Origin of the sequence: Yersinia sp. 22-579, assembly GCF_030433455.1 — a bacterium.
GTDB classification, from domain to species: Bacteria; Pseudomonadota; Gammaproteobacteria; order Enterobacterales; family Enterobacteriaceae; genus Yersinia; species Yersinia enterocolitica.
This window is the reverse complement of sequence record NZ_JAUJTZ010000018.1, coordinates 63,518-82,448: the sequence shown is the minus strand read 5'-3', so window position 1 is coordinate 82,448 and position 18,931 is coordinate 63,518. Positions and strand designations below refer to the sequence as shown.

The following is an 18,931-nucleotide window of genomic DNA, read 5'->3' as shown; positions in this document are numbered from 1 at the left end:
GTGGTATTGTTGGAGAAATAATCGATGTTAGAAATATTAAAAATGCAGCCTTTAATTAGAAATGTTGATTTATCAGATGCCAATATTATGAGTTTCACGCTCAATGGCCTTCCTGCGAAGGCGATAAACTACGGCCATTCTATTTGTATTGGCTTTGTTTTTATTGAAAAGAAAATGATATCTGATTCGGTTATCCATTATATTTCTCTTATGCTGGTGGCACTTGAAGATACGCAGGATTTTGCATTACAGATTGAACGCGACTATTGGTGGCTTTGGTATCGACATACCCCCGATGAGAGAAATAGCATTGATAATGAACGCCAAAAATTATCCATAGAACTAGAGAGAATTAATTCTTTTATTCAAATACTTAATTCGTTTGAAGTTACAACAAACGCCCCTGAAGTGCGTATTTCAACTAAGCATAAAACAGATGCCCACAGGGTGGTTTCATGAAAGAGCTTGCTGGTGCGCTATTGTTACTATTTATGTCCCAGGCCTCAGGGAAAGCCATTCCCTGGCAGGGGGAGCCTTTTTTTATTTATAGCCGAGGCATGAAAGTCACTAACTTGTTGAATGATCTTGGGGTGAATTATGGTATCCCTGTGGTCGTTAGCCCAGAAATAAATGAAAAATTTAGCGGCAAAATAGTGAATAAAACGCCAGACCAAATACTGTCAGAATTGGCTGGGCTATATAATATTACTTGGTACTACGATGGGGATATTCTCTATTTCTACAAAACTCAATCTATCAAAAGAGAGTTTATATCTCCTGATGGGCTATCGACAGCGACCTTAATCAAATATTTAAAGCAAAGTGGTGTTCCCGCAGGTAAAAATTGCGCCGTACAGGCTATTTCTCGCCTTAACGCGATTGAGGTTACAGGGGTACCTATCTGTATTGAACGTGTGGCTTCTCTGACTAAAATGCTCTCTTCGCAAGTGCGTAAGCAAAATCAAAATAAAGAAACAGTAAAAGTCTTTCAGTTAAAATATGCTTCTGCGGCTGACTCCACATATCAATATCGAGATCAACAAGTTCAGTTACCGGGTTTGGTCAGTGTCTTGCGGGAAATGAGTGCAGGTAACCATTTACCTTTGGCAGGCGAAAAAGAATCAGAGGATGCGCCTGTCAGCGCGCCACTTTTTTCGGCTGACCCTCGGCAAAATGCAGTTATTATCCGTGATCGCCAGGCGAACATGCCGCTGTATAGTAGTTTGATTACACAGTTGGATCAGCGGCCTGTCCAAATAGAAATTTCTGTGACGATTATTGATGTTGATGCTGGGGATATCAGTCAGCTTGGTATCGATTGGTCAGCATCCACATCGATTGGTGGCGCTGGGGTTTCATTTAACAGTGGGGAGGCGGCACCTAATTCAGATGGATTCTCCACTGTGATAGGTAATACCGGAAACTTTATGGTGCGTTTGAACGCCTTGCAAAAGAACTCACGTGCCAGAGTTTTATCCCGCCCTTCAGTGGTTACCTTGAATAATATTCAAGCTGTGCTAGACAAAAACGTGACGTTTTATACCAAGCTGCAAGGCGACAAGGTTGCAAAACTTGAATCAATAACATCAGGTTCATTATTACGAGTCACACCGCGAATGATCGATTCTGACGGTGTGAAAGAAGTTTTACTTAACCTCAATATTCAAGACGGCCAACAGCAGGCACCACTCAGTAGTAGCGAACCTTTGCCTGAAATTCAAAATTCAGATATTTCGACGCAAGCGACATTACGGGTTGGACAAAGCTTACTCTTGGGTGGGTTTATTCAGGACAAACAAATTGAATCACAAAACAAAATTCCTTTATTAGGTGATATCCCCTTACTCGGTGGATTGTTTCGCAGTACTAATAAGCAATCTCACAGTGTTGTCAGGCTATTTTTAATCAAAGCCGTACCGGTTAATATAGGGGAATAATATGGCGGTACAATTCAAGCTTCGCCTATTGAGTGGTGAACTCATTGGGCGCGAACTGACTTTGCCTGAGGGGGCATTTACTTTGGGGGAACAGGGGTGCGATGTATTATTGTCATTACCTCTAGGGCAAATATTGACCTTGGTGATAAGCGAGAGTCAAGTCATGCTACAGTCGTCAGACGCTGTTTGGGTTAACGGCTTTCGGCATGATCCACAACAACCTATTCCTTTACGGCAAGTGATTGAAGCCGCTGGTTTAGCATTGGTTCTCGGCGAAGAAACGGATGTTTTAAGCGAAATAAAAGTGACTCGTCGCTCTGGGTCACGCTTATTATTATGGCTATCTTTGGTGACACTTATACTATTGGCACTGCTTTTTGTATTTATTTTTTGGTTTACACAGCAATCGAACCGATTGTTTGCATACCTTCCCCCTTCTATTCCAACACAATTATCGCAGCAATTAAAAAAACCGCTCTTGGAGGGAATAAACGCAGCCTGGTTGGCAGATGGCAGCGTTGCATTGAGTGGTCACTGTGTATCATCCTCAGCAGTTATTCAGTTGCAAAATTTTTTGCTTTCTAACCATGTCATGTTTCGTAATCAACTCGTTTGTGATGATCGGCTGATTACGAGTGTTATTGAGGTTTTGCACCAATATGGTTATCAGGATATTGAGGTGTATACCGGTAAGGAAGTAGGGAATGTCATTCTCCATGGTGCTATTGAGATGGGAGCGAAATGGCTAAGTGTGCAAAAAGCATTAGCAACAATTGCGGGGTTAAAAGGCTGGGTGGTGATTAATTCCCAGGATGGTCAGATCCCACAATTAGTCGAGTGTCTAAGGAAGATAGGATTACTAGGTTATCTGAGCATGACGCAAAGTAATAAAGAAATTGTTATTAGCGGGGTGTTATCATCGGAACAACAGCAGCATCTTAAAGAGACACTGACGAAACTCACCCTGCAACCTGATGCATTTCCGGTGAGGTATCAAAATATTCCGGCGTCAGATCAAACCACTCAACTCCTTCCCGCAGCGATTGTTAGTTATGGTGGAAATAATTATTCAAAATTTGTGCAACTGGCTAATGGGGTTCGTTTACAGCAAGGAGCCGTACTGGATAATGGTTATAAAGTTATCTTGATCGGAGAACGGGGGATCTCACTATTAAAATCTAATCATTTAGTACAAATACCGATGGATTTTTAAGAATAGGAAATGAATTAATGCAGCATATAACTGAACTGGAAGATGATATTAAGTCTGAGTCGCTATCTATTCAGCACAGAAAGGTGTTGTTGATAAAAGAAAAATTATTACTTATTCATCAACTGTCTCTCCAGCAAACACCGGAGAATTATAAAAGTCTTAATGACATGATGCTAGCGCTGGATAGCGCCGAAAAAATCATTGAAACTCTTATTGTTCGTTATAAAAAATGACTTCCGTGATGTAACTTTTAAAAATTAGAGAATAAATGTGAAAGACAGTAGGGGTACAATAATACAAAATTAATTTAATAGCTCATGAATAGATAAGGAGTAATGATATGAACAATAATATTCCTATTCAACATATGCTAGGTGACTTGCAAAGTAGATATGGAAAGTTAAAGTCTGATTTGGATAAACTTAAGGAATTTCAACAGCACATAGCAATGTTACAGCAGCGAGCTGATAATGATAGTCAAGCCAGAGACGTATTATCACGCTTAGATGCTGCTTTTCCTCGCGGTTTTAAACAAGAAAAAGCTAGAATACTGGCTTGTATTTCGCAGATGAATATACAGTTTAAACAATTGGAAACACAACTTAAGAATCTTAATTCGACTAAACACGCGTAGCCATGCTCTCCCATATGTATAACACACTAACTTGTGTGTAGGAGTATCTATATGTCAACGAATGCCTATGTCAATATGCCAAAATTCTTTGTAGAACAGGCGGCCAAGTCATCCGGGAATTACATGGTAAAAAACAGTTCACCTGATGCAATCAATAGTGCTGATGATATTTTCAGTATAGGGCTGGCCGTTTTATATTTAAATCTTGCTGTACTTTCTAATATTGCCAGCGCTCATTTTAAAGAGATGCAGGCGCGTTCAAAATATGCCAGCGATACACAAGATATGTCGAACCGTGTCGATGAGGTTATTGCCAAAGCAGCGAAAGGGGATGATAAAACCAAAGAACCTTTACCTGACGAGGTAATTGATTTTATGCGGAGAAATGGCATTACTGTTGATGGCATGAGTATTGATGAATACTTAAAATCTCACGGCCCAGAACTGGATAAAGGGCAACTTCAGGCGGTGAAAGGTGCTCTGGATAATGAGAAAAGTCGCGCGACAGACACCATGAGTCAGGATCAATTACAGTTACAGAAAATAATGCAGAGTTATAACGTTTGCGCTAATAACATCAGCACATTGCAGTCAGGTTTAAAAGATTTGCTGATGACAATTGCCCGCAATTTCTGCTAATAAAATCGCGGTGCTAAGGATGGTGTGAAATGAATATTCAACCCAGCGATGTAGTCATTAATTTTATGCGGCGCGGCGGCTCTCTGCGTATGTTAGCCAAAATGAATCCACAAGATTTGGCATTGGTATATGAATATACGGTACAACTATGCGAGGGCGGAGAATACGACGGTGCCAAACGGTTATTAAATCTATTGGTACGACTGGATCATTGGAATTTCTCTTATTGGCTGACTTTGGGATTGTGCTATCAGCAAACGGCTGATTTTCATCAGGCGATTTACTGTTTTAGTCGCGCGGGACAAATTCAGGTTAATGACCCTCGTCCATCCTACCTGGCGGCTGAGTGTTATACGGCCTGCGGTAACTTGGCTTATGCCGAAAAAGCCTTTCGTATGGCGCTGAATTGGTGCTCTTCACTCGCGGAATGGACTCAAGTGAAACAACAAGCCGAGCGTGGGTTGGCCGCCTTACTATTGGAGGTGCGACATGTCTGATGCCTTAGGTATTAAAGCCAGCGTTATGAATGATTGGCCAAGGGCTGGGGCGAATAAAAGCCCCGCTTTATCGCCGGTGAAACTGCCAGACTGGCGCAGCATTGCTGGGCTACCTCCCCTGACAGATACCAATATAACTTCACCCCATGTGTCGCAGCAAAGCGCGCAGGGAGCGCTTGATCGCTTACTCATTTCTTTACCTCACAAAGGGTTAGCTGAAGGAGGCCATAACCGACTTTCACTTGATCGATTGGGCAGCACCGATATGCAACTTATCATGTCGATGGCGGGTAATTTGAGCATTGGGCTGTTCTCTGATTTGTGCAAATCAATTGGTAAGCAAATGGAGCGTGCCACGGACGTTCAGGCTTTTCTGCGTGATAAACGTATTTCTGAATATCAACAACAGATCGACAAAGCCGTTGAACAAGCTGATAAAGCCAAAAAAGCCGGAATTTTCAATGCGGTTTTTGATTGGGTTATTGGTGCCGCCGAGGTGGTCTATGGGGCGCTCAAGATTGCGGAGGGGATATTAACCGGCGATCCGGTTGCTATGACGTCGGGTGCTGCTTATTTAGCTGCGGGCACTGCTGGATTGGTTAAGGCTGCGGCTGAAACGGCGATGTTACTCGGGGCATCAAAGGGAAAATGTCAGGAAGTTATTGATGTAGCAGGAAAAGTTCAGCTGGGTTTTGAATGTTTTGCCATGGCTATCGACTTGTTTCAAGCTGGTCGTGCAATCAATGCTGCTCGTGCCGTCTCCAAAGGTGCGGGTGATGTGTTGAAAAAGGGCGGTGGCGAAGCATTGACGGATGCTATTAAGCGGGGAGCGACTGAAGAGATTGAGCAGTTGGCTGGGCAATTCGGTAAGGATGTCAGTCAACAAGTTAGTCGCGATATCTCTATGAAAGCGATGGAAATAGAGATGGTTAATGCCGCCGATATGGCCTCTGCGGCGGCTAAACAAGCGATAGAGGCGGAAATGACCCTGGTGCGTAATATCACTAAGTCCTTTACTCACGAGGGGATCGAAAAGCTGGTGGGAGGTGTCACGAAAAAATTGGCTGAGGACGCAATCAAAAAAGGGATAACTCTGACAACAGAAGAGTTGAGTCGACAATGTACCAAAGCCATTATAAAAAAATCAGTGACGACAATTTTAAAAGATATAGCTACCTCACCTTTATTAATTATTCAAAAATGCAGCAGCGCAGCAGTACAAGTTAATAATGGACAGTTATCTGTACAAAGAGCCGGGCTACAAAAAGAGATCCAAAAATTAATACTTGATCAAGATTTCACTCAATTTATGGATGAATGGGTGGAGCGAAATAAACAACAGCAACTTAAACAACTCAAAGAGACGTCCCAGGATGCGCAAGACTCGTTGACAAAACTCAGTGACAATATTCGTCAGAATGGTCTGTTACAGGTAAGTATTGCAGGCTCATTAATATAGAGAGGTTATTATGAATATGATAGTCAACCATCAAATAACACTATCTGAGGAAAATAAGATTTATACTGGGAAGGGTAGTGAAAATACGGGTAATAATATTGACGATATCATCTCTGACCTGTCCGATATTATTTTTCAAATGAACATTTTATTTAAAAAAAATAGAGATGTGCTCAATGCCTATAATCAGAAGCAACAAATGCTAGGTTGGGATATTCAAATCAGCTCAATAAAAAACAAACGTGATGCGATTGATAAAACAGCAGCTGGTACTATTTCTAGTGGTATTTGCTCTATCCTTGCTGGTGTAACCAGCGGATTAGGTGCTGTGACAAGTTTAAAACTGGGTGATATAGCAATACATGGCAGTTCGGCGCTTGGGCAACTCGAGGTGGGTAGCGGTAAATTGGCTGAAGGGCAAATGACTCTTCAAGCGGACCTGAAGCGCATGACTGGTGATCTGCAAAACAGTGGAGCACAATCTTATAATAAAAACATAAGTGAGTTGTCAGATAAGATAAGTGAGTTACGGCAAAATATGAAAGATTTTGGTAATAATATAAACAATATGATGGGTCAGATTTCCATGGCTGTGAAGTTATGAGGTCTAACTCATTCAATATAGAACAATATTTAAATGATAAAAACTGCACGGTTAAAATAGCTTACTTGGAGAATAGCGCTATAAAGATTGGGCATGAGTTTTTTATTTATGGTTATCGTGTGATTTATCGGGTGGAGGATAGTGAATTTATTATTTGTTCTCTCGGGTCTATAGTTGACAATGACCTGCCCGGTAATTTTATTAAATTGTTCAATTTTTTACATCATTTAAGCATGAGTGTTGTTGGGCTATCGATAGTTAGAATGATGGTTATTGATAATATTGCCTGTCCCATATTGCAATCAATACGTCATCGACTGATTAAAATACTTATTGCCAAAGGCGCGTTCAGTAAAAATATTGATGGTGATGACTGGCTGTTATTTGATGTGAATGAATGAAGGAATGATATGAGTGATAGCCACCTAGAAGAGTTACAGACCATTTGTGCGAAAATAAGCAGCACCTTACAGGATAAAGGTATGGTTAATGCGCAAATAATGATGGAACGCCAGAGCGTTAACCCACAAGAGGCGCAGGTCCGCTATGCCAGGGGCTATCAGGCCTGGATGATGGATGACTACGTTGCTGCTATGGAGGATTTTTCCTGGCTGACATTATATTTCCCATTAGAATCGAAATTTCATTTGGCTCTGGCGGGAGCACTGCAAATGCAGCAAGAATTTACGTTGGCACTCAGTGCTTATGCTTGCGCATTACTTTTAGAGGCCAAAGATCCAGAGCCTGTCTATCAGATGGCTGTTTGTTTGCTGGCACTGGATAAAGGGGCTGATGCCAGGGAAGCATTACAAACCACGATTGAAATGAGCTACTTTAGCCCTGAATACGCTCCGACGGCAGAAAAAGCCAATCAATTATTAAATAGTATCTGAAGCAGACAATATGGTTTGTATAAGCCATGTTTAAGGTGGATAACTATGATACAAAAAAATAAACCTCTATCAGCCCAATATTTAAATGTCGTCTTCGTGTCTAATTCCACCAACATAAGTGAAAAACCGGGGTTGAGTAGTGAAAAACCTATTATTATTCCTTTATTTGAAGATAAAAAAAACACTATTGAGAAGGCAAGGAATGAAATAAATAAATTATGTGATAATCAAGAATTTGAGCTTGATGAATTAAAAAATGCCAGAGTTAAGTTGGCTAAGAAACAATTTTTCATCAATGTGATTGAATCGATTGTTTCTCTGTCTTCGTTTGTTGTCAGTGTTGGGCTAAGTATTTGTAGTGGTGGTGTAGCCACCCCTGTTGCTATTCTCACCGGTTTAAATCTTATGCTATCACTGTCTAATTTGGCCTGTGCCTATCATAACTGGAATTGTGCCAGTAAAAATAAAGAAGAACTGACCATGGGCTGTGACGCCATGCAGCAAGCTGTTTTTATATTAGCTAAATATTGTCAGGCTTCACCGATGAACGCCAAAAAAATTGCCCGCTTTACCTCGTATTTTATTAAGGCTGGAATTGTGGTTTCTCTCGGCGTGGTGGCTTTGTCTGTCAATCCGGTTATTAATAATAGTTTATGTCTTCTTGCCAAAAACTCTGCTCCAATATTGACCTCTATGATGAGTGCTGCCACGGCTGGGGCTTTAGGTGCCTGGATGAATCATGACAGTGATGTTAAAGAAGCCATTGTAGAAAAATTAGTCATAATTGAAAAAGAGATAATTAAACTGTTAGCCATTCTTGAAGGAAGGATGAAGGAATTGGAAGAATTAACTAAATTATGTAACAAGAATCAACGGCATATTGTTAATGAGACTTAAGGTCTACACCGGATATCGGTTTCACAGGTTATTTGTCAATCTAGCATAAGGACAATGACACTCGAAGGGATATTATGAAATCAATACAATTTATTCTATTTCGACAAGAGGGAATATTACGTTGTGACAGTATTTGCCATACTGTGCCAGCGGGGCAATTAGTCATTACTGATGAGCAAGCAACAGTATCCTCTTTTTCTCAAAGTAGTTTTATCTCAATATTGTGTCATTCCATCGACTTGTTACCGTTATATCAAGACCTTGCCAGCAAGATGGTTCAGCCGAATAAATTTCATCTGCCCCAAAACGTATATGAACGCTACAAGATCTTACCGATAAGTAGCGATATTATTTGTGCCACTCAGCAGCTAGTCGATTTTGAAAGAAATTCCTCGCTGCGCTTCCTATACCTATATTGTCTGGGGCTGGAACCGGTTTATTTCTCCCGATTATTAGAATCTATAGTGGGTACTAATAACGAATTGCTGGAGTTCTTTGATAAGAACCGCCTCAACCCATGGACGGTTTCGCGTTATGCCGATGAATTAGGTATTTCGACCCGTAAATTGAATTTCTTGTTTTACGAAAAATTCGGCATGTCTGCCAAGCAATGGTTATTGGATCAACGTTTGAAGAAAGGGTGTGAGCTGCTGCTATCCACCCGACTGCGTGTGGCAGATATTGCCATGGAGTGTGGTTTTAGTAATCACGCTCATTTCTCTGACAGTTTTCGTCGTCGTTTTCAACAGTGCCCGTCACATATGCGGTCACTTATGGAATAGGGGGTCTTATGGATATAAATGCTTTAGTTAATGGGTTGGCACAGAGCATCAATAAGATTGGTCAGGATTTTCAAAACCAGATGACCTCCGGCAACCCCTCAGATCCTGAGCATATGCTAAAGATGCAATTTGCTATGCAGCAATATTCATCTTACATCAATTTCAGCAGTGCTTTGATGAAGGGGATTAAGGATATGACCAGTGGGATTATTGCCAAAATATGATTCTACTTTCAGCCCCTTGCCGCCAATTAGTTGTGGAGGCGGCATTGGCGGGAGTCAACCACAGCTTACTGGCCGAGGCTCGCGACATTCTTAACGTATTGCCGCAGTTAATTCCGGAACCTCAAGTGCGTTTAGTCTGTGAGGCCATGCTGTTATTTGGGCTTAATCAGCAGAGTGAAGCCCTGGCGCTATTAGCTACCTCCAGCTCACAAGAAGCACAAGGTATGTTGGCTTTGCTGCAACAAGGGATTGCTGGTTCCGCCAAGATGTGAGCCTGCGCAATAAACACTTTTATTAAACCGAGGACATCCGATGGAAATTGATGCAATCAACGCCGCCTTCAAGTTGAATTCCCCCTCCCAGCTACCTGCCGACGGGCAGCGTATTGCCAAGTTTGCTCAATTAATGCAGCAGGTTGAGCCAGCCACGCCAATGATATCTCCAGACCAATTTTTGTCAGTGCAGTCTGAATGGATGCACGCCACGTTGGCGGTGGATTTAACGGCTAAAGTTGCCGGAGTGGTCGGGCAGAACATCAACAAACTGGTCAATATGCAATGAAACGGGTGCAGCGTTTGATAGCGCTATTGCTGGTGGTTATGTCCCTTTCTGGCTGTGGGATGGAGTTGTATAGCGGTCTTTCAGAAGGGGAAGCCAATCAGATGTTGGCGTTATTGATGTTGCACCAAATCAAGGCAGAAAAACAGTCTGAGAAGGGAGGTACAGTCGCGCTAAATATCGATAAAAGTCAATTTATTAACGCCGTAGAATTGCTACGACAACATGGTTTCCCCCGTCAGCGATTTGCCTCGGTAGATGAGCTTTTCCCGTCGAATCAGTTGGTGACCTCTCCGGGGCAAGAGCAGGCCAAGATGGTCTATCTGAAAGAGCAGCAATTGGAAAGTATGTTGAGCCATATGGATGGGGTTATCCAAGCAGATGTGACTATTGCTATGCCCGCGCCGACTGATGGAAAAAGCAGTGTTCCCCACGCCGCGTCGGTGTTTATCAAATACTCACCTGAAGTGAATTTACTGAGTTATCAACCGCAAATAAAGAATCTGATCCGCGATGGTATTCCGGGTATCGATTTTTCGCAGATCAGTGTGGTGATGCAACCGACTAATTATCGGTTCAGCGCCCCAGCGACGCAGCAACAGAGTCACTCGGAAGCTGCTTTGCAATGGCTATTGCGGCATGCCGCGATATTACAAATAGTCTTGGGTTTGCTGCTGGTGTTATTAGTCGGCTTGTCGACGACCTGCCTGGTGCGCTATCTGCGCCGATAATTGCCTGGAGGAAATGATGATATTGCCATTAACCGCCGATATTCGGTATTTGCATCAATTAGCCTGGCGGCCTGCACAATTTGCTCATCCATTATGGTTGGCGGCTGCGGGGATGAATACCGCAAGCTACCATTATGGCCGCAATGTGGTGATGGATCGCGCGCTAAATACGCGACTGAATTGCCTGCGACATTTTCCTCAGCAACCACTGCCTGCCGTATTGAGTCAACAACAGCAATATCAAATTGTGAAACCGGAGCGCTTATCCGCGCGCTGTCTGGCGTTGGGATTGGTTTATTTACAGTGTGATGATTACCTGCGTTTGCGCCGTTACCGGCAGCAACTTTCGCCGCTATTAAGTGAGAGTGATATTCAGCAGCTCATGGGGATGGGATATCGCGGACATCTCCCTGCCAGATTAAGCCCCGCGCAATTGTTAACGACTGCATTGCGGTTGGGGCAAAGTCTTGCTCACCACGTCCGTTGTGACTGTGTGGTGTGGCGGGCACTGTGTATCTCGTTACCGCCTTTACCGCGATCACTTTCTCTGTCCAGAGCGTTATCCCTGTCAGTTGATGATTGGTTAATCCGCTTAGAGCGTTTGCTATGAACCCGCTTCAGATTCGGGTGGAAGAATTCGACTTTGCCCTGCCCCTTGGCGCGGTTATCCCTGCGGCTGAATTACAGAAAATAGCGCAGAGTCGCGATATTTTGTCGGATGCCCAAGCGCAGGCGGCTGACATTGTGCAAGCGGCACAGGCCGAACGTACCGAGCTACTGGTTCAGGCGCAACAACAAGCGGATAGGCTTATCGAGCAAACCCGCAGCCAAATGGAAACTGACGTGTTAGCACAGCATGTCCATTGGTTAGTGGCTGTGGAGCAACTGGAGTCAGCGCTGATTACACAGGCCCGAGAGTCTATTTTTGCTGCTATTCGTTCGGTGATGACCGCCTGGGCGGGGGAACAAGCGGTGAGCCAAATTCTGATCCACCGCTTGGGGGCGCAAGTCGAAAAGTTGGCGCATGACAATGAGTTGATATTACGTGTTCACCCACAGCATCTTTCAGCAGTGGCTGCTGCTTTAGGCTCGCGAGTGCAATGTATTGCCGATGACAATATGGCCGAAGATCAGGCGCAATTAAGCTCACCGATGCTACAGCTTACACTTTCTCTTCAGCACCATTTGTCACAACTTCTTCTTTGGCTTCAGGAATCACCAGAGCCATCGCTTTATCAGGAACTTACAGATGATAAATGCCAATAATATCGCCGATGCACATGCTGTCCACGGATCTTCACTCCATGAGGCTGGGTTACACGGTGAAATAACCCCCGCACGCTCGGTCACGGAGCTAGCCGGCATAGAATTGTCGGAGGTCAGACAAACTGCGTTGGAAGAAACCATGGAAGAGATCGGGTTGAGTTTGGGTTCCCGATTAAAAGATCAAAAATCCGTTGAAGCTGAGGAGCGAAATCAGTGCCGTCAGCAGTTACTGGTGAAATTAATCGCCCAGTTATCCGCGAGTGCGGACTCTTTACTGCCCAAGCATATTCCGCTTGATATGGATATTTCTTTGCTTGCCAGTCAGCTTCGCCAGGGGGGGTTATCAGCCGGGCAGCAAATCTTGTTGTTGGCCGCAATGATGGCGTACAGCAAAAATAACCTGTTACGTCGCCGCAGCCTATCGCAACTTCTTGAGCCGTTATTGGAAAGTGATGGCTGGGAAATCGAATTATTTGGTTTGCTGGAATTGGGCAGCAAGGAGAGCCGTGAACTGGGTGCCGTTAAGCAACTGTTTGCACAGAGTATTGAGCAAAGTGAGTTGTCAATTACAGAGTGGTTTGCTCAGGTGAGCCGCTGGCCAAAGCGGCAGCAACGAGTCCGGGTATTGATGCGCGCGGTGGCATTTGACCTGTCTTCTCAACCGCCGCCAAAGCGTGGTGAACGTCTGGCTGGCACACTGCGGCAACTCCGCCGTTTGTTGATGTTTCTGGGGTTGGAAGACCATTGTTCCCGCATGGGGAGAGCCTGCGCGGTAGATGGGGATGTGATTTTGAGCGAAGTGCTGGCGGTGGTGGGGCAGCCCTGGCTATTTAGTCACTGGTTGCAACCACGTATTGCGGCGATTTCAGGTCAGGATATCAATGCACATAGTCGATTTATTCGCCGATTTTATGAGTTATTCAACCTTATGCCGATTGATTGCTTCAATGATCAAGAGCAGCAACAGCAAATTTTGGCGGTGTTATTGGAGATATAACCTGGCGAATCGGGCCATGACCGGATAGCCCACTGTCGGTGGGCTACATATCCTTTCCATTACTTATCAATACAGTAAAACAATAATCTATCTCGACGAGGCGTGGTTATGGAAATGGATTTAGTTGTTACCCGTAACCTTCAGTTGTTTACTCAGATGGCCGAGTTACCTTGCTCTAAATTATCTTCCCGCATGGAGTGGCAAATAGAGCAACGGCTGGTGTTCCTTGAGTGGCGCAATGGGCGATTGTTATTGACCAGCGGTGTGCAACATCGGCGTTATCACTTTGAGGATTTACTGCTGCTCCAGAGGAGTTGGCAGCTGGAACGCTTTAATGGTGTTCCCCAGCGTATCTATTTATTGAAAATGGGCATGATGGTCAGTTGCTCGCCACCAGTGTCATCAGGGGCCGAGTGTTGGTTTCAGCTATATCAGCAACAGTGTGCTTTACTCCGCCGTTTGCCGGGAGAATACCGATGAGAGAATCGGCATTGACCCGCGGTTTGATGATGATAGCTGCGCGGCAGGATGTTTTTTTGGCAGTCATGCTGCTGGTGGCGATCTTTATGATGATTCTGCCGCTGCCCACCGTCATGGTGGATGTACTGATTGCCGTCAACCTCGCGTTTTCCGTTATTCTGTTGATGATCTCGATTTACCTGCGTGACCCACTCGAATTCTCGGTTTTCCCATCGTTGTTACTGATCACCACACTTTATCGATTAGCGCTAACTATCAGTACCACGCGCTTGGTACTGCTACAGCATGATGCGGGAGAAATTGTCGAGGCGTTTGGTCAGTTTGTGGTCGGGGGTAATCTGGCTGTGGGGCTGATCATTTTCACCATCATCACCGTGGTGCAGTTTATCGTGATCACTAAAGGCTCAGAGCGCGTCGCTGAAGTTAGCGCCCGCTTTTCTCTCGATGGCATGCCGGGCAAACAAATGAGTATTGACGGCGATATGCGAGCTGGGGTGATCGACTCGGCTGAAGCGGGGCGACTGCGCGAGCGGGTCCAAAAAGAGAGCCGTCTGTTTGGTGCTATGGATGGGGCGATGAAGTTCGTTAAAGGGGATGCTATCGCCGGCATTATTGTCATTCTGGTGAATATTATCGGCGGTATCACTATTGGTGTGTTGCAACATAATATGTCTGCCGAAGAGGCGATGACCACGTATGCCGTGTTATCCGTCGGGGATGGATTATGCGCTCAAATCCCGTCATTACTTATCTCGATCACGGCTGGGATAATTGTCACTCGGGTGCCTGGCCAGGATAAACAGAGTTTGGCCAAAGACTTGGCAATACAAGTAGGGCGTCAACCCGATGCTTTGTTGCTGGCGGCGGCGATCTTGACTGTTTTTGCCCTGTTGCCAGGTTTTCCTTTCCTGATTTTTATCCTGCTGGCAGCACTGGTCGCTACCCCCGCCTTCTTACTTTATCGGAAGAAGAAACCAAGCGTTGGGGCCAGTGAACGTGGCGATAAACTGCCTTCCCCGGCTAGCGCGATGACCCCTGGAGCCGTGCCATTGATGCTGTATTGCGCGCCCAATTTACGCTATCCCCATCTGGGGCGAGATCTTGATGGCTTGCGTTGGCGCTGGTTCGAACATCTTGGCGTGCCATTGCCCGAGGTAGTTGTCCGCAGTGATCCTAGCCTGGCTGAAAATGAATTATCGATCCGAGTCTATCAAGAGCAAGTGCTGAAACTGACATTACCTTTTGATGATGTATTACTGCTGCAACCCAGTACCTCGCTCGCCACACGCAGTCAGGTTCTTGGCATGAAAATGGGTAGCTTTGAGTGGTTGCCCGCCGAGCAGGCGCGTCATGCCAGCACGTTGGGCATTCCCTATGCGCAGGGGCATCAACGTATTATCCATTGCCTGACACGCGTGCTTGAGCGGCATACCGCTGAGTTTATTGGTGTGCAAGAAACCCGTTATCTGATGGACGCTATGGAGGCGCGTTACGGCGAGCTGGTCAAAGAGCTACAGCGCCAGATGCCGGTCGGCAAGGTGGCAGAAACATTGCAAAGATTGGTGGAAGAAGATATTTCGATCCGCGATTTACGCACTATTTTCGGGGCGCTGGTGGTGTGGGCACCGAAAGAGAAAGATATCGTCATGTTGACCGAATATGTCCGTATCGCCCTACGTCGTCATGTGTGCAGCCGATTTAGCAAAAACAAAGTCTGGTTGCCAGTATTGCGGTTGGGGGAAGGGGCGGAGAATCTGATCCGCGAGTCTGTCCGTCAGACCTCAGCAGGGACCTATTCTGCGCTGGAAGATAAACATTCGCGGCTGCTTCTCGACAAAATAACAGGCGCTTTTGCTGAAAATACCGATGCGGTGTTGTTGACGAGCATCGATGTACGGCGCTTTTTACGCAAAATTGTTGAGCGGGATATTTTTGCGCTACCGGTACTTTCCTGGCAGGAACTGGGCGATGAAATGAATATTAAGGTAGTAGGTACCATCGAGCTTATCGGAGATGAACTTGATGAAACTACCTGATATAGCGCGATTAAGTGTTCAGTTGCAGCAACAATTACGCCTATTGCCTTCCCCTCCGAGCGGCATCGAATCTTGCGGGCCGATATTAGATGTCGGCCCGACTCTGCTACGCGCCCATTTACCCGGTGTTGCGCTGGGGGAGTTATGCCGAATTACCTCACCGGACATGTTGGCCGAGGTGGTCGCTATTGAGCAACAAACAGCATTACTGTCGCCGTTTGCCTCCTCCGCAGGTTTACGATGTGGTCAATGGATTTCTCCGCTTGGACATGAACATCGCGTCAGAGTTGGGGTGGATTTGCTTGGACGAGTATTGGATGGTTTGGGGGAGCCAATAGATGCTGGCCCTCCCCTTCGTGGGCATTGGCGTGAGCTGGATTGCCCGCCACCTGATCCATTAACTCGTCAACCAGTTCAGCAAATATTGACCACCGGTATTCGTGCCATTGATGGTGTATTGAGTTGTGGCGAGGGGCAACGAATCGGTATTTTTGCTGCCGCCGGAGTAGGTAAAAGCAGCTTATTAAGCATGTTATGTCGCGGTTGTCGCGCGGATATCATCGTGTTGGCGCTGATTGGTGAAAGAGGCCGTGAAGTGCGGGAATTCCTTGAGCAAGTGCTAACGCCCGAAACCCGCGCCCGCACAGTAGTGGTGGTAGCAACCTCTGATCGCCCCGCGCTGGAGCGGTTAAAAGGTATTTATACCGCCACCACTGTGGCTGAATATTTCCGTGAGCGGGGGGGGAAAGTGCTGTTAATGGCCGATTCGCTCACTCGCTATGCCAGAGCCGCCCGTGAAATTGGTTTGGCTGCGGGGGAACACCCTGCGATGGGCAGCTTCCCCACCAGTGTCTTTGCCGCGCTTCCCCGGTTACTTGAGCGTGCGGGCAATAGTGAACGAGGGAGCATAACGGCTTTTTACACCGTGCTAGTTGAGGGGGATGACATGAATGAGCCGGTGGCCGATGAGGTGCGTTCGCTATTGGATGGGCACATCGTGTTATCGCGCCAATTGGCCGGTGCCGGGCACTATCCTGCTATCGATATTGCCGCCAGTGTGAGCCGTATCATGCCGCAAATTGTCAGTGCGGAGCATCGGGCATTGGCACAAAAACTGCGTCATATACAGGCCTGCTATCAGGAGATCGAGTTGCTGGTGCGAGTGGGTGAATATCAGGAAGGTCAGGATTTACAGGCTGACGAAGCACTACAGCGCTACCCAGGCATCTGCGCCTTTTTGCAACAGGAGAGCGCTTTATCATCATGCAAAACCGATACCGCCGGTCTCACTCATACCTTGGTTCAGCTCGCACAGGCATTGGGCTTATCAATCGAGCATTAACTATTTTCCTGCGGCTTTTGACTCTGCGCCAGCGCCAGGAGCGCCGTTTACGCCAGCAATTAACGTGCTTGCGACAAGAAGAGCAACAACAAGAGCGGCAGTTGGCGAGTTTCCATCAAGAACGCCAAGGGTTATGCCAGCAATTACATAGGATTGCCCAATGGCGCGGCAAACTAAATCCGAGGCAAGCAGAGGAGCAGAGAGCCTTGCAGCACAAGGTGTATCAGGCGGAACGGCAGTTGCACCAATCGCTCCGTGAGTTAGCCGCTAAAAGGCAGCAACAGCAAGACGCCATTGTGTCGCAGCAGGCGCTGTTAAGGACAAATCAGCGTGAACAAGAAAAATTACGGATGCTAATCAAAGATGAGTCGAATCGATATTGAAGGCGCATTACCACTGCTCAGTGATAGGGGCTTTAACGGGGAGCGGCCACAGAGCTTAGACCATGAAAGGCAAAAACAGCAATTTGCCCGCTATCTTCCTCCTCGTTCATCTGCAATGCAGGATATGGCCCATACCACGGCGGCTTTGGGTGAGGGCAAATTGATGCAAACTGACTACCGCATCCTCAGTGGACCTCTATCAGGTGTGCAGGTTCATGTCAGCCTGGCCGCTCATGGTTTGCATATTGTGCTCAGTCACAACAACCGTGACTGGGTCGAACGTTTACAGCGCTTACAAACTCGTTGGCAGCGGCAACTGCATCAATTGGGATTCCCTTGCTTGTTGGAGGTGACCCATGGTGGGGACACTATCGGCTGAATTACGCCAGCTCAGCGCCATCATTGGGCGTGGGCGTCATAGTGATGGCATTTACGCCACACTGGCGCAGGCCGAGGGGGAGGGTATTTACCTGCCACTCCATTATGACGGCAAGGTATGCGGTTTCTGGTTATCCCAATGCTGTTGGAATAACTGGCTGGCATCTTCGCTGGCAACAGATGAACCCCATTTGCTGGCGGCTGAATTGGTTAACGCTATGGCGACTTGGGCTATTAGTCCGCTGCTGGGTGCGCTATCAGAGTTAACTTTTGACGAAACTGCGCCAGTGGCGATGACACTTTTGCCCCAATGGGCGGTGGTGCTGGCTTTTGAACTGGAAGGCCAGCAACTCAGTGGCGTGTTGTTTGATTGGCCTTTGGCGAGGTTAGCTGAAACCCTATCTGATTGGCACCGCGAGCAGGTCGCCGGGCAAGATCTGTTGTGGCAGGCGGGATTAGTGGTGGGATGGAGTCGATTATCACTGTATCAATTGCAACAAATCAGGCCGGGGGATGGGGTACGAATTAACTGTGCCGCAAAATGGAAACACGGGAACTGTTGGCTATGGCAAATGGCATCACCGCAGATTTATATTAAACTGGAAAATGAAAACAGCATGACTATTCAACAAGTTAATGACGATATTGATTCATTTCTGTCGCTGGATATCGCCGCCATACCTAACATGCCCCAGACGGTAGAACTCGAGCAATTACCGCAAACACTGGTGATGGAAATTGGCCGCTTAACTATACCGCTGGCAGATATTAAACAGCTAGCTGTCGGGCAAACATTGGCATGCCAGACTCAGCTCTACGGTGAAGTTAATATCCGACTGCATGGGCAGCCCGTCGGCAGGGGCAGTTTGTTGTGTTGTGATGAGCAGTTGGTCGTACGCATCGATCAGTGGCTTCTCCGGCACACTTGACGCCGCAGCGGCGTTAGCGGTGTTTATTCAGGTCATGACCCGATACGAGAGA

At 46.1% G+C, this 18,931-nt stretch carries 26 protein-coding genes; all 26 read left to right on the top strand.

Annotated features, from left to right (window positions below; translation table 11 throughout):
• Positions 1 to 24: 24 nt before the first annotated feature.
• The 26 genes from QSV56_RS19075 (at position 25) to QSV56_RS18950 (ending at position 18,879) form a co-directional block, all read left to right on the top strand.
• Positions 25 to 459, top strand: a complete 435-nt coding sequence (locus QSV56_RS19075) for a hypothetical protein (RefSeq protein WP_050131000.1) — start codon at positions 25 to 27, stop codon at positions 457 to 459.
• Positions 456 to 1,937, top strand: a complete 1,482-nt coding sequence (locus tag QSV56_RS19070) for an EscC/YscC/HrcC family type III secretion system outer membrane ring protein (protein ID WP_242364896.1) — start codon at positions 456 to 458, stop codon at positions 1,935 to 1,937. The genes QSV56_RS19075 and QSV56_RS19070 overlap by 4 nt, the downstream gene beginning before the upstream one ends.
• Position 1,938: 1 nt before the next feature.
• Positions 1,939 to 3,150 (top strand): type III secretion system inner membrane ring subunit SctD, encoded by a 1,212-nt coding sequence (gene sctD, locus QSV56_RS19065; RefSeq protein WP_046695546.1) that lies wholly within the window; start codon positions 1,939 to 1,941, stop codon positions 3,148 to 3,150.
• Positions 3,151 to 3,167: 17 nt separating this feature from the next.
• On the top strand, positions 3,168 to 3,383 hold the full coding sequence (locus tag QSV56_RS19060) for an EscE/YscE/SsaE family type III secretion system needle protein co-chaperone (RefSeq protein WP_046695545.1): 216 nt from the start codon (positions 3,168 to 3,170) through the stop codon (positions 3,381 to 3,383).
• 107 nt (positions 3,384 to 3,490) lie between these two features.
• The gene (locus tag QSV56_RS19055; protein ID WP_242364897.1) at positions 3,491 to 3,784 is read left to right on the top strand and encodes a chromosome partitioning protein ParA; all 294 of its coding nucleotides are present in this window, start codon (positions 3,491 to 3,493) and stop codon (positions 3,782 to 3,784) included.
• 51 nt (positions 3,785 to 3,835) lie between these two features.
• Complete coding sequence (locus QSV56_RS19050; protein ID WP_046695543.1) at positions 3,836 to 4,423, top strand: chemotaxis protein; 588 nt, start codon at positions 3,836 to 3,838, stop codon at positions 4,421 to 4,423.
• A 29-nt stretch (positions 4,424 to 4,452) separates the two neighbouring features.
• Positions 4,453 to 4,920 carry a SycD/LcrH family type III secretion system chaperone gene (locus QSV56_RS19045; protein ID WP_046695542.1) on the top strand — a complete coding sequence of 156 codons (468 nt, stop codon included), beginning with the start codon at positions 4,453 to 4,455 and terminating at the stop codon, positions 4,918 to 4,920.
• Positions 4,913 to 6,379, top strand: coding sequence for a type III secretion system translocon subunit SctE (gene sctE, locus QSV56_RS19040; protein WP_301213308.1), 1,467 nt, complete (start codon positions 4,913 to 4,915; stop codon positions 6,377 to 6,379). The genes QSV56_RS19045 and sctE overlap by 8 nt, the downstream gene beginning before the upstream one ends.
• A 10-nt stretch (positions 6,380 to 6,389) precedes the next feature.
• A complete protein-coding gene (locus QSV56_RS19035; RefSeq protein WP_050131007.1) occupies positions 6,390 to 6,983 on the top strand; it encodes a chemotaxis protein in 594 nt (197 codons plus the stop codon).
• On the top strand, positions 6,980 to 7,384 hold the full coding sequence (locus tag QSV56_RS19030) for a pathogenicity island 2 effector protein SseE (protein ID WP_050131009.1): 405 nt from the start codon (positions 6,980 to 6,982) through the stop codon (positions 7,382 to 7,384). The genes QSV56_RS19035 and QSV56_RS19030 overlap by 4 nt, the downstream gene beginning before the upstream one ends.
• Positions 7,385 to 7,393: 9 nt before the next feature.
• Positions 7,394 to 7,876 (top strand): tetratricopeptide repeat protein, encoded by a 483-nt coding sequence (locus QSV56_RS19025; protein ID WP_050131011.1) that lies wholly within the window; start codon positions 7,394 to 7,396, stop codon positions 7,874 to 7,876.
• 45 nt (positions 7,877 to 7,921) lie between these two features.
• A complete protein-coding gene (locus tag QSV56_RS19020; RefSeq protein WP_050131013.1) occupies positions 7,922 to 8,773 on the top strand; it encodes a hypothetical protein in 852 nt (283 codons plus the stop codon).
• Positions 8,774 to 8,847: 74 nt separating this feature from the next.
• Positions 8,848 to 9,555, top strand: a complete 708-nt coding sequence (locus QSV56_RS19015) for a helix-turn-helix transcriptional regulator (RefSeq protein WP_046051798.1) — start codon at positions 8,848 to 8,850, stop codon at positions 9,553 to 9,555.
• A gap of 8 nt (positions 9,556 to 9,563) precedes the next feature.
• Positions 9,564 to 9,779, top strand: coding sequence for a type III secretion system needle filament subunit SctF (gene sctF / locus QSV56_RS19010; RefSeq protein WP_019080772.1), 216 nt, complete (start codon positions 9,564 to 9,566; stop codon positions 9,777 to 9,779).
• Entirely contained in the window at positions 9,776 to 10,051 is a 276-nt protein-coding gene (locus QSV56_RS19005) for an EscG/YscG/SsaH family type III secretion system needle protein co-chaperone (RefSeq protein WP_019080771.1), read from the top strand. Before sctF ends, QSV56_RS19005 begins: the two co-directional genes overlap by 4 nt.
• Positions 10,052 to 10,091: 40 nt before the next feature.
• Complete coding sequence (gene sctI / locus QSV56_RS19000) at positions 10,092 to 10,340, top strand: type III secretion system inner rod subunit SctI (RefSeq protein WP_301213302.1); 249 nt, start codon at positions 10,092 to 10,094, stop codon at positions 10,338 to 10,340.
• On the top strand, positions 10,337 to 11,068 hold the full coding sequence (gene sctJ, locus QSV56_RS18995) for a type III secretion system inner membrane ring lipoprotein SctJ (RefSeq protein ID WP_050880808.1): 732 nt from the start codon (positions 10,337 to 10,339) through the stop codon (positions 11,066 to 11,068). The genes sctI and sctJ overlap by 4 nt, the downstream gene beginning before the upstream one ends.
• 16 nt (positions 11,069 to 11,084) lie before the next feature.
• Entirely contained in the window at positions 11,085 to 11,678 is a 594-nt protein-coding gene (locus QSV56_RS18990; RefSeq protein WP_046051796.1) for a type III secretion system domain-containing protein, read from the top strand.
• Complete coding sequence (gene sctL, locus QSV56_RS18985) at positions 11,675 to 12,334, top strand: type III secretion system stator protein SctL (protein ID WP_046695535.1); 660 nt, start codon at positions 11,675 to 11,677, stop codon at positions 12,332 to 12,334. The genes QSV56_RS18990 and sctL overlap by 4 nt, the downstream gene beginning before the upstream one ends.
• Positions 12,318 to 13,331, top strand: coding sequence for a TyeA family type III secretion system gatekeeper subunit (locus QSV56_RS18980; RefSeq protein ID WP_301213300.1), 1,014 nt, complete (start codon positions 12,318 to 12,320; stop codon positions 13,329 to 13,331). Before sctL ends, QSV56_RS18980 begins: the two co-directional genes overlap by 17 nt.
• 108 nt (positions 13,332 to 13,439) lie before the next feature.
• On the top strand, positions 13,440 to 13,811 hold the full coding sequence (locus QSV56_RS18975) for a type III secretion system protein (RefSeq protein ID WP_046695533.1): 372 nt from the start codon (positions 13,440 to 13,442) through the stop codon (positions 13,809 to 13,811).
• The gene (locus tag QSV56_RS18970; protein WP_046695532.1) at positions 13,808 to 15,847 is read left to right on the top strand and encodes an EscV/YscV/HrcV family type III secretion system export apparatus protein; all 2,040 of its coding nucleotides are present in this window, start codon (positions 13,808 to 13,810) and stop codon (positions 15,845 to 15,847) included. The genes QSV56_RS18975 and QSV56_RS18970 overlap by 4 nt, the downstream gene beginning before the upstream one ends.
• On the top strand, positions 15,834 to 17,189 hold the full coding sequence (locus tag QSV56_RS18965) for an EscN/YscN/HrcN family type III secretion system ATPase (RefSeq protein ID WP_019084292.1): 1,356 nt from the start codon (positions 15,834 to 15,836) through the stop codon (positions 17,187 to 17,189). The genes QSV56_RS18970 and QSV56_RS18965 overlap by 14 nt, the downstream gene beginning before the upstream one ends.
• Positions 17,190 to 17,197: 8 nt before the next feature.
• Complete coding sequence (locus tag QSV56_RS18960) at positions 17,198 to 17,572, top strand: hypothetical protein (RefSeq protein ID WP_050131176.1); 375 nt, start codon at positions 17,198 to 17,200, stop codon at positions 17,570 to 17,572.
• Positions 17,553 to 17,951: a hypothetical protein gene (locus QSV56_RS18955; protein WP_046695531.1), complete on the top strand. Its 399-nt coding sequence runs from the start codon at positions 17,553 to 17,555 to the stop codon at positions 17,949 to 17,951. The genes QSV56_RS18960 and QSV56_RS18955 overlap by 20 nt, the downstream gene beginning before the upstream one ends.
• On the top strand, positions 17,929 to 18,879 hold the full coding sequence (locus QSV56_RS18950) for a YscQ/HrcQ family type III secretion apparatus protein (protein ID WP_301213293.1): 951 nt from the start codon (positions 17,929 to 17,931) through the stop codon (positions 18,877 to 18,879). The genes QSV56_RS18955 and QSV56_RS18950 overlap by 23 nt, the downstream gene beginning before the upstream one ends.
• Positions 18,880 to 18,931 lie beyond the last annotated feature (52 nt).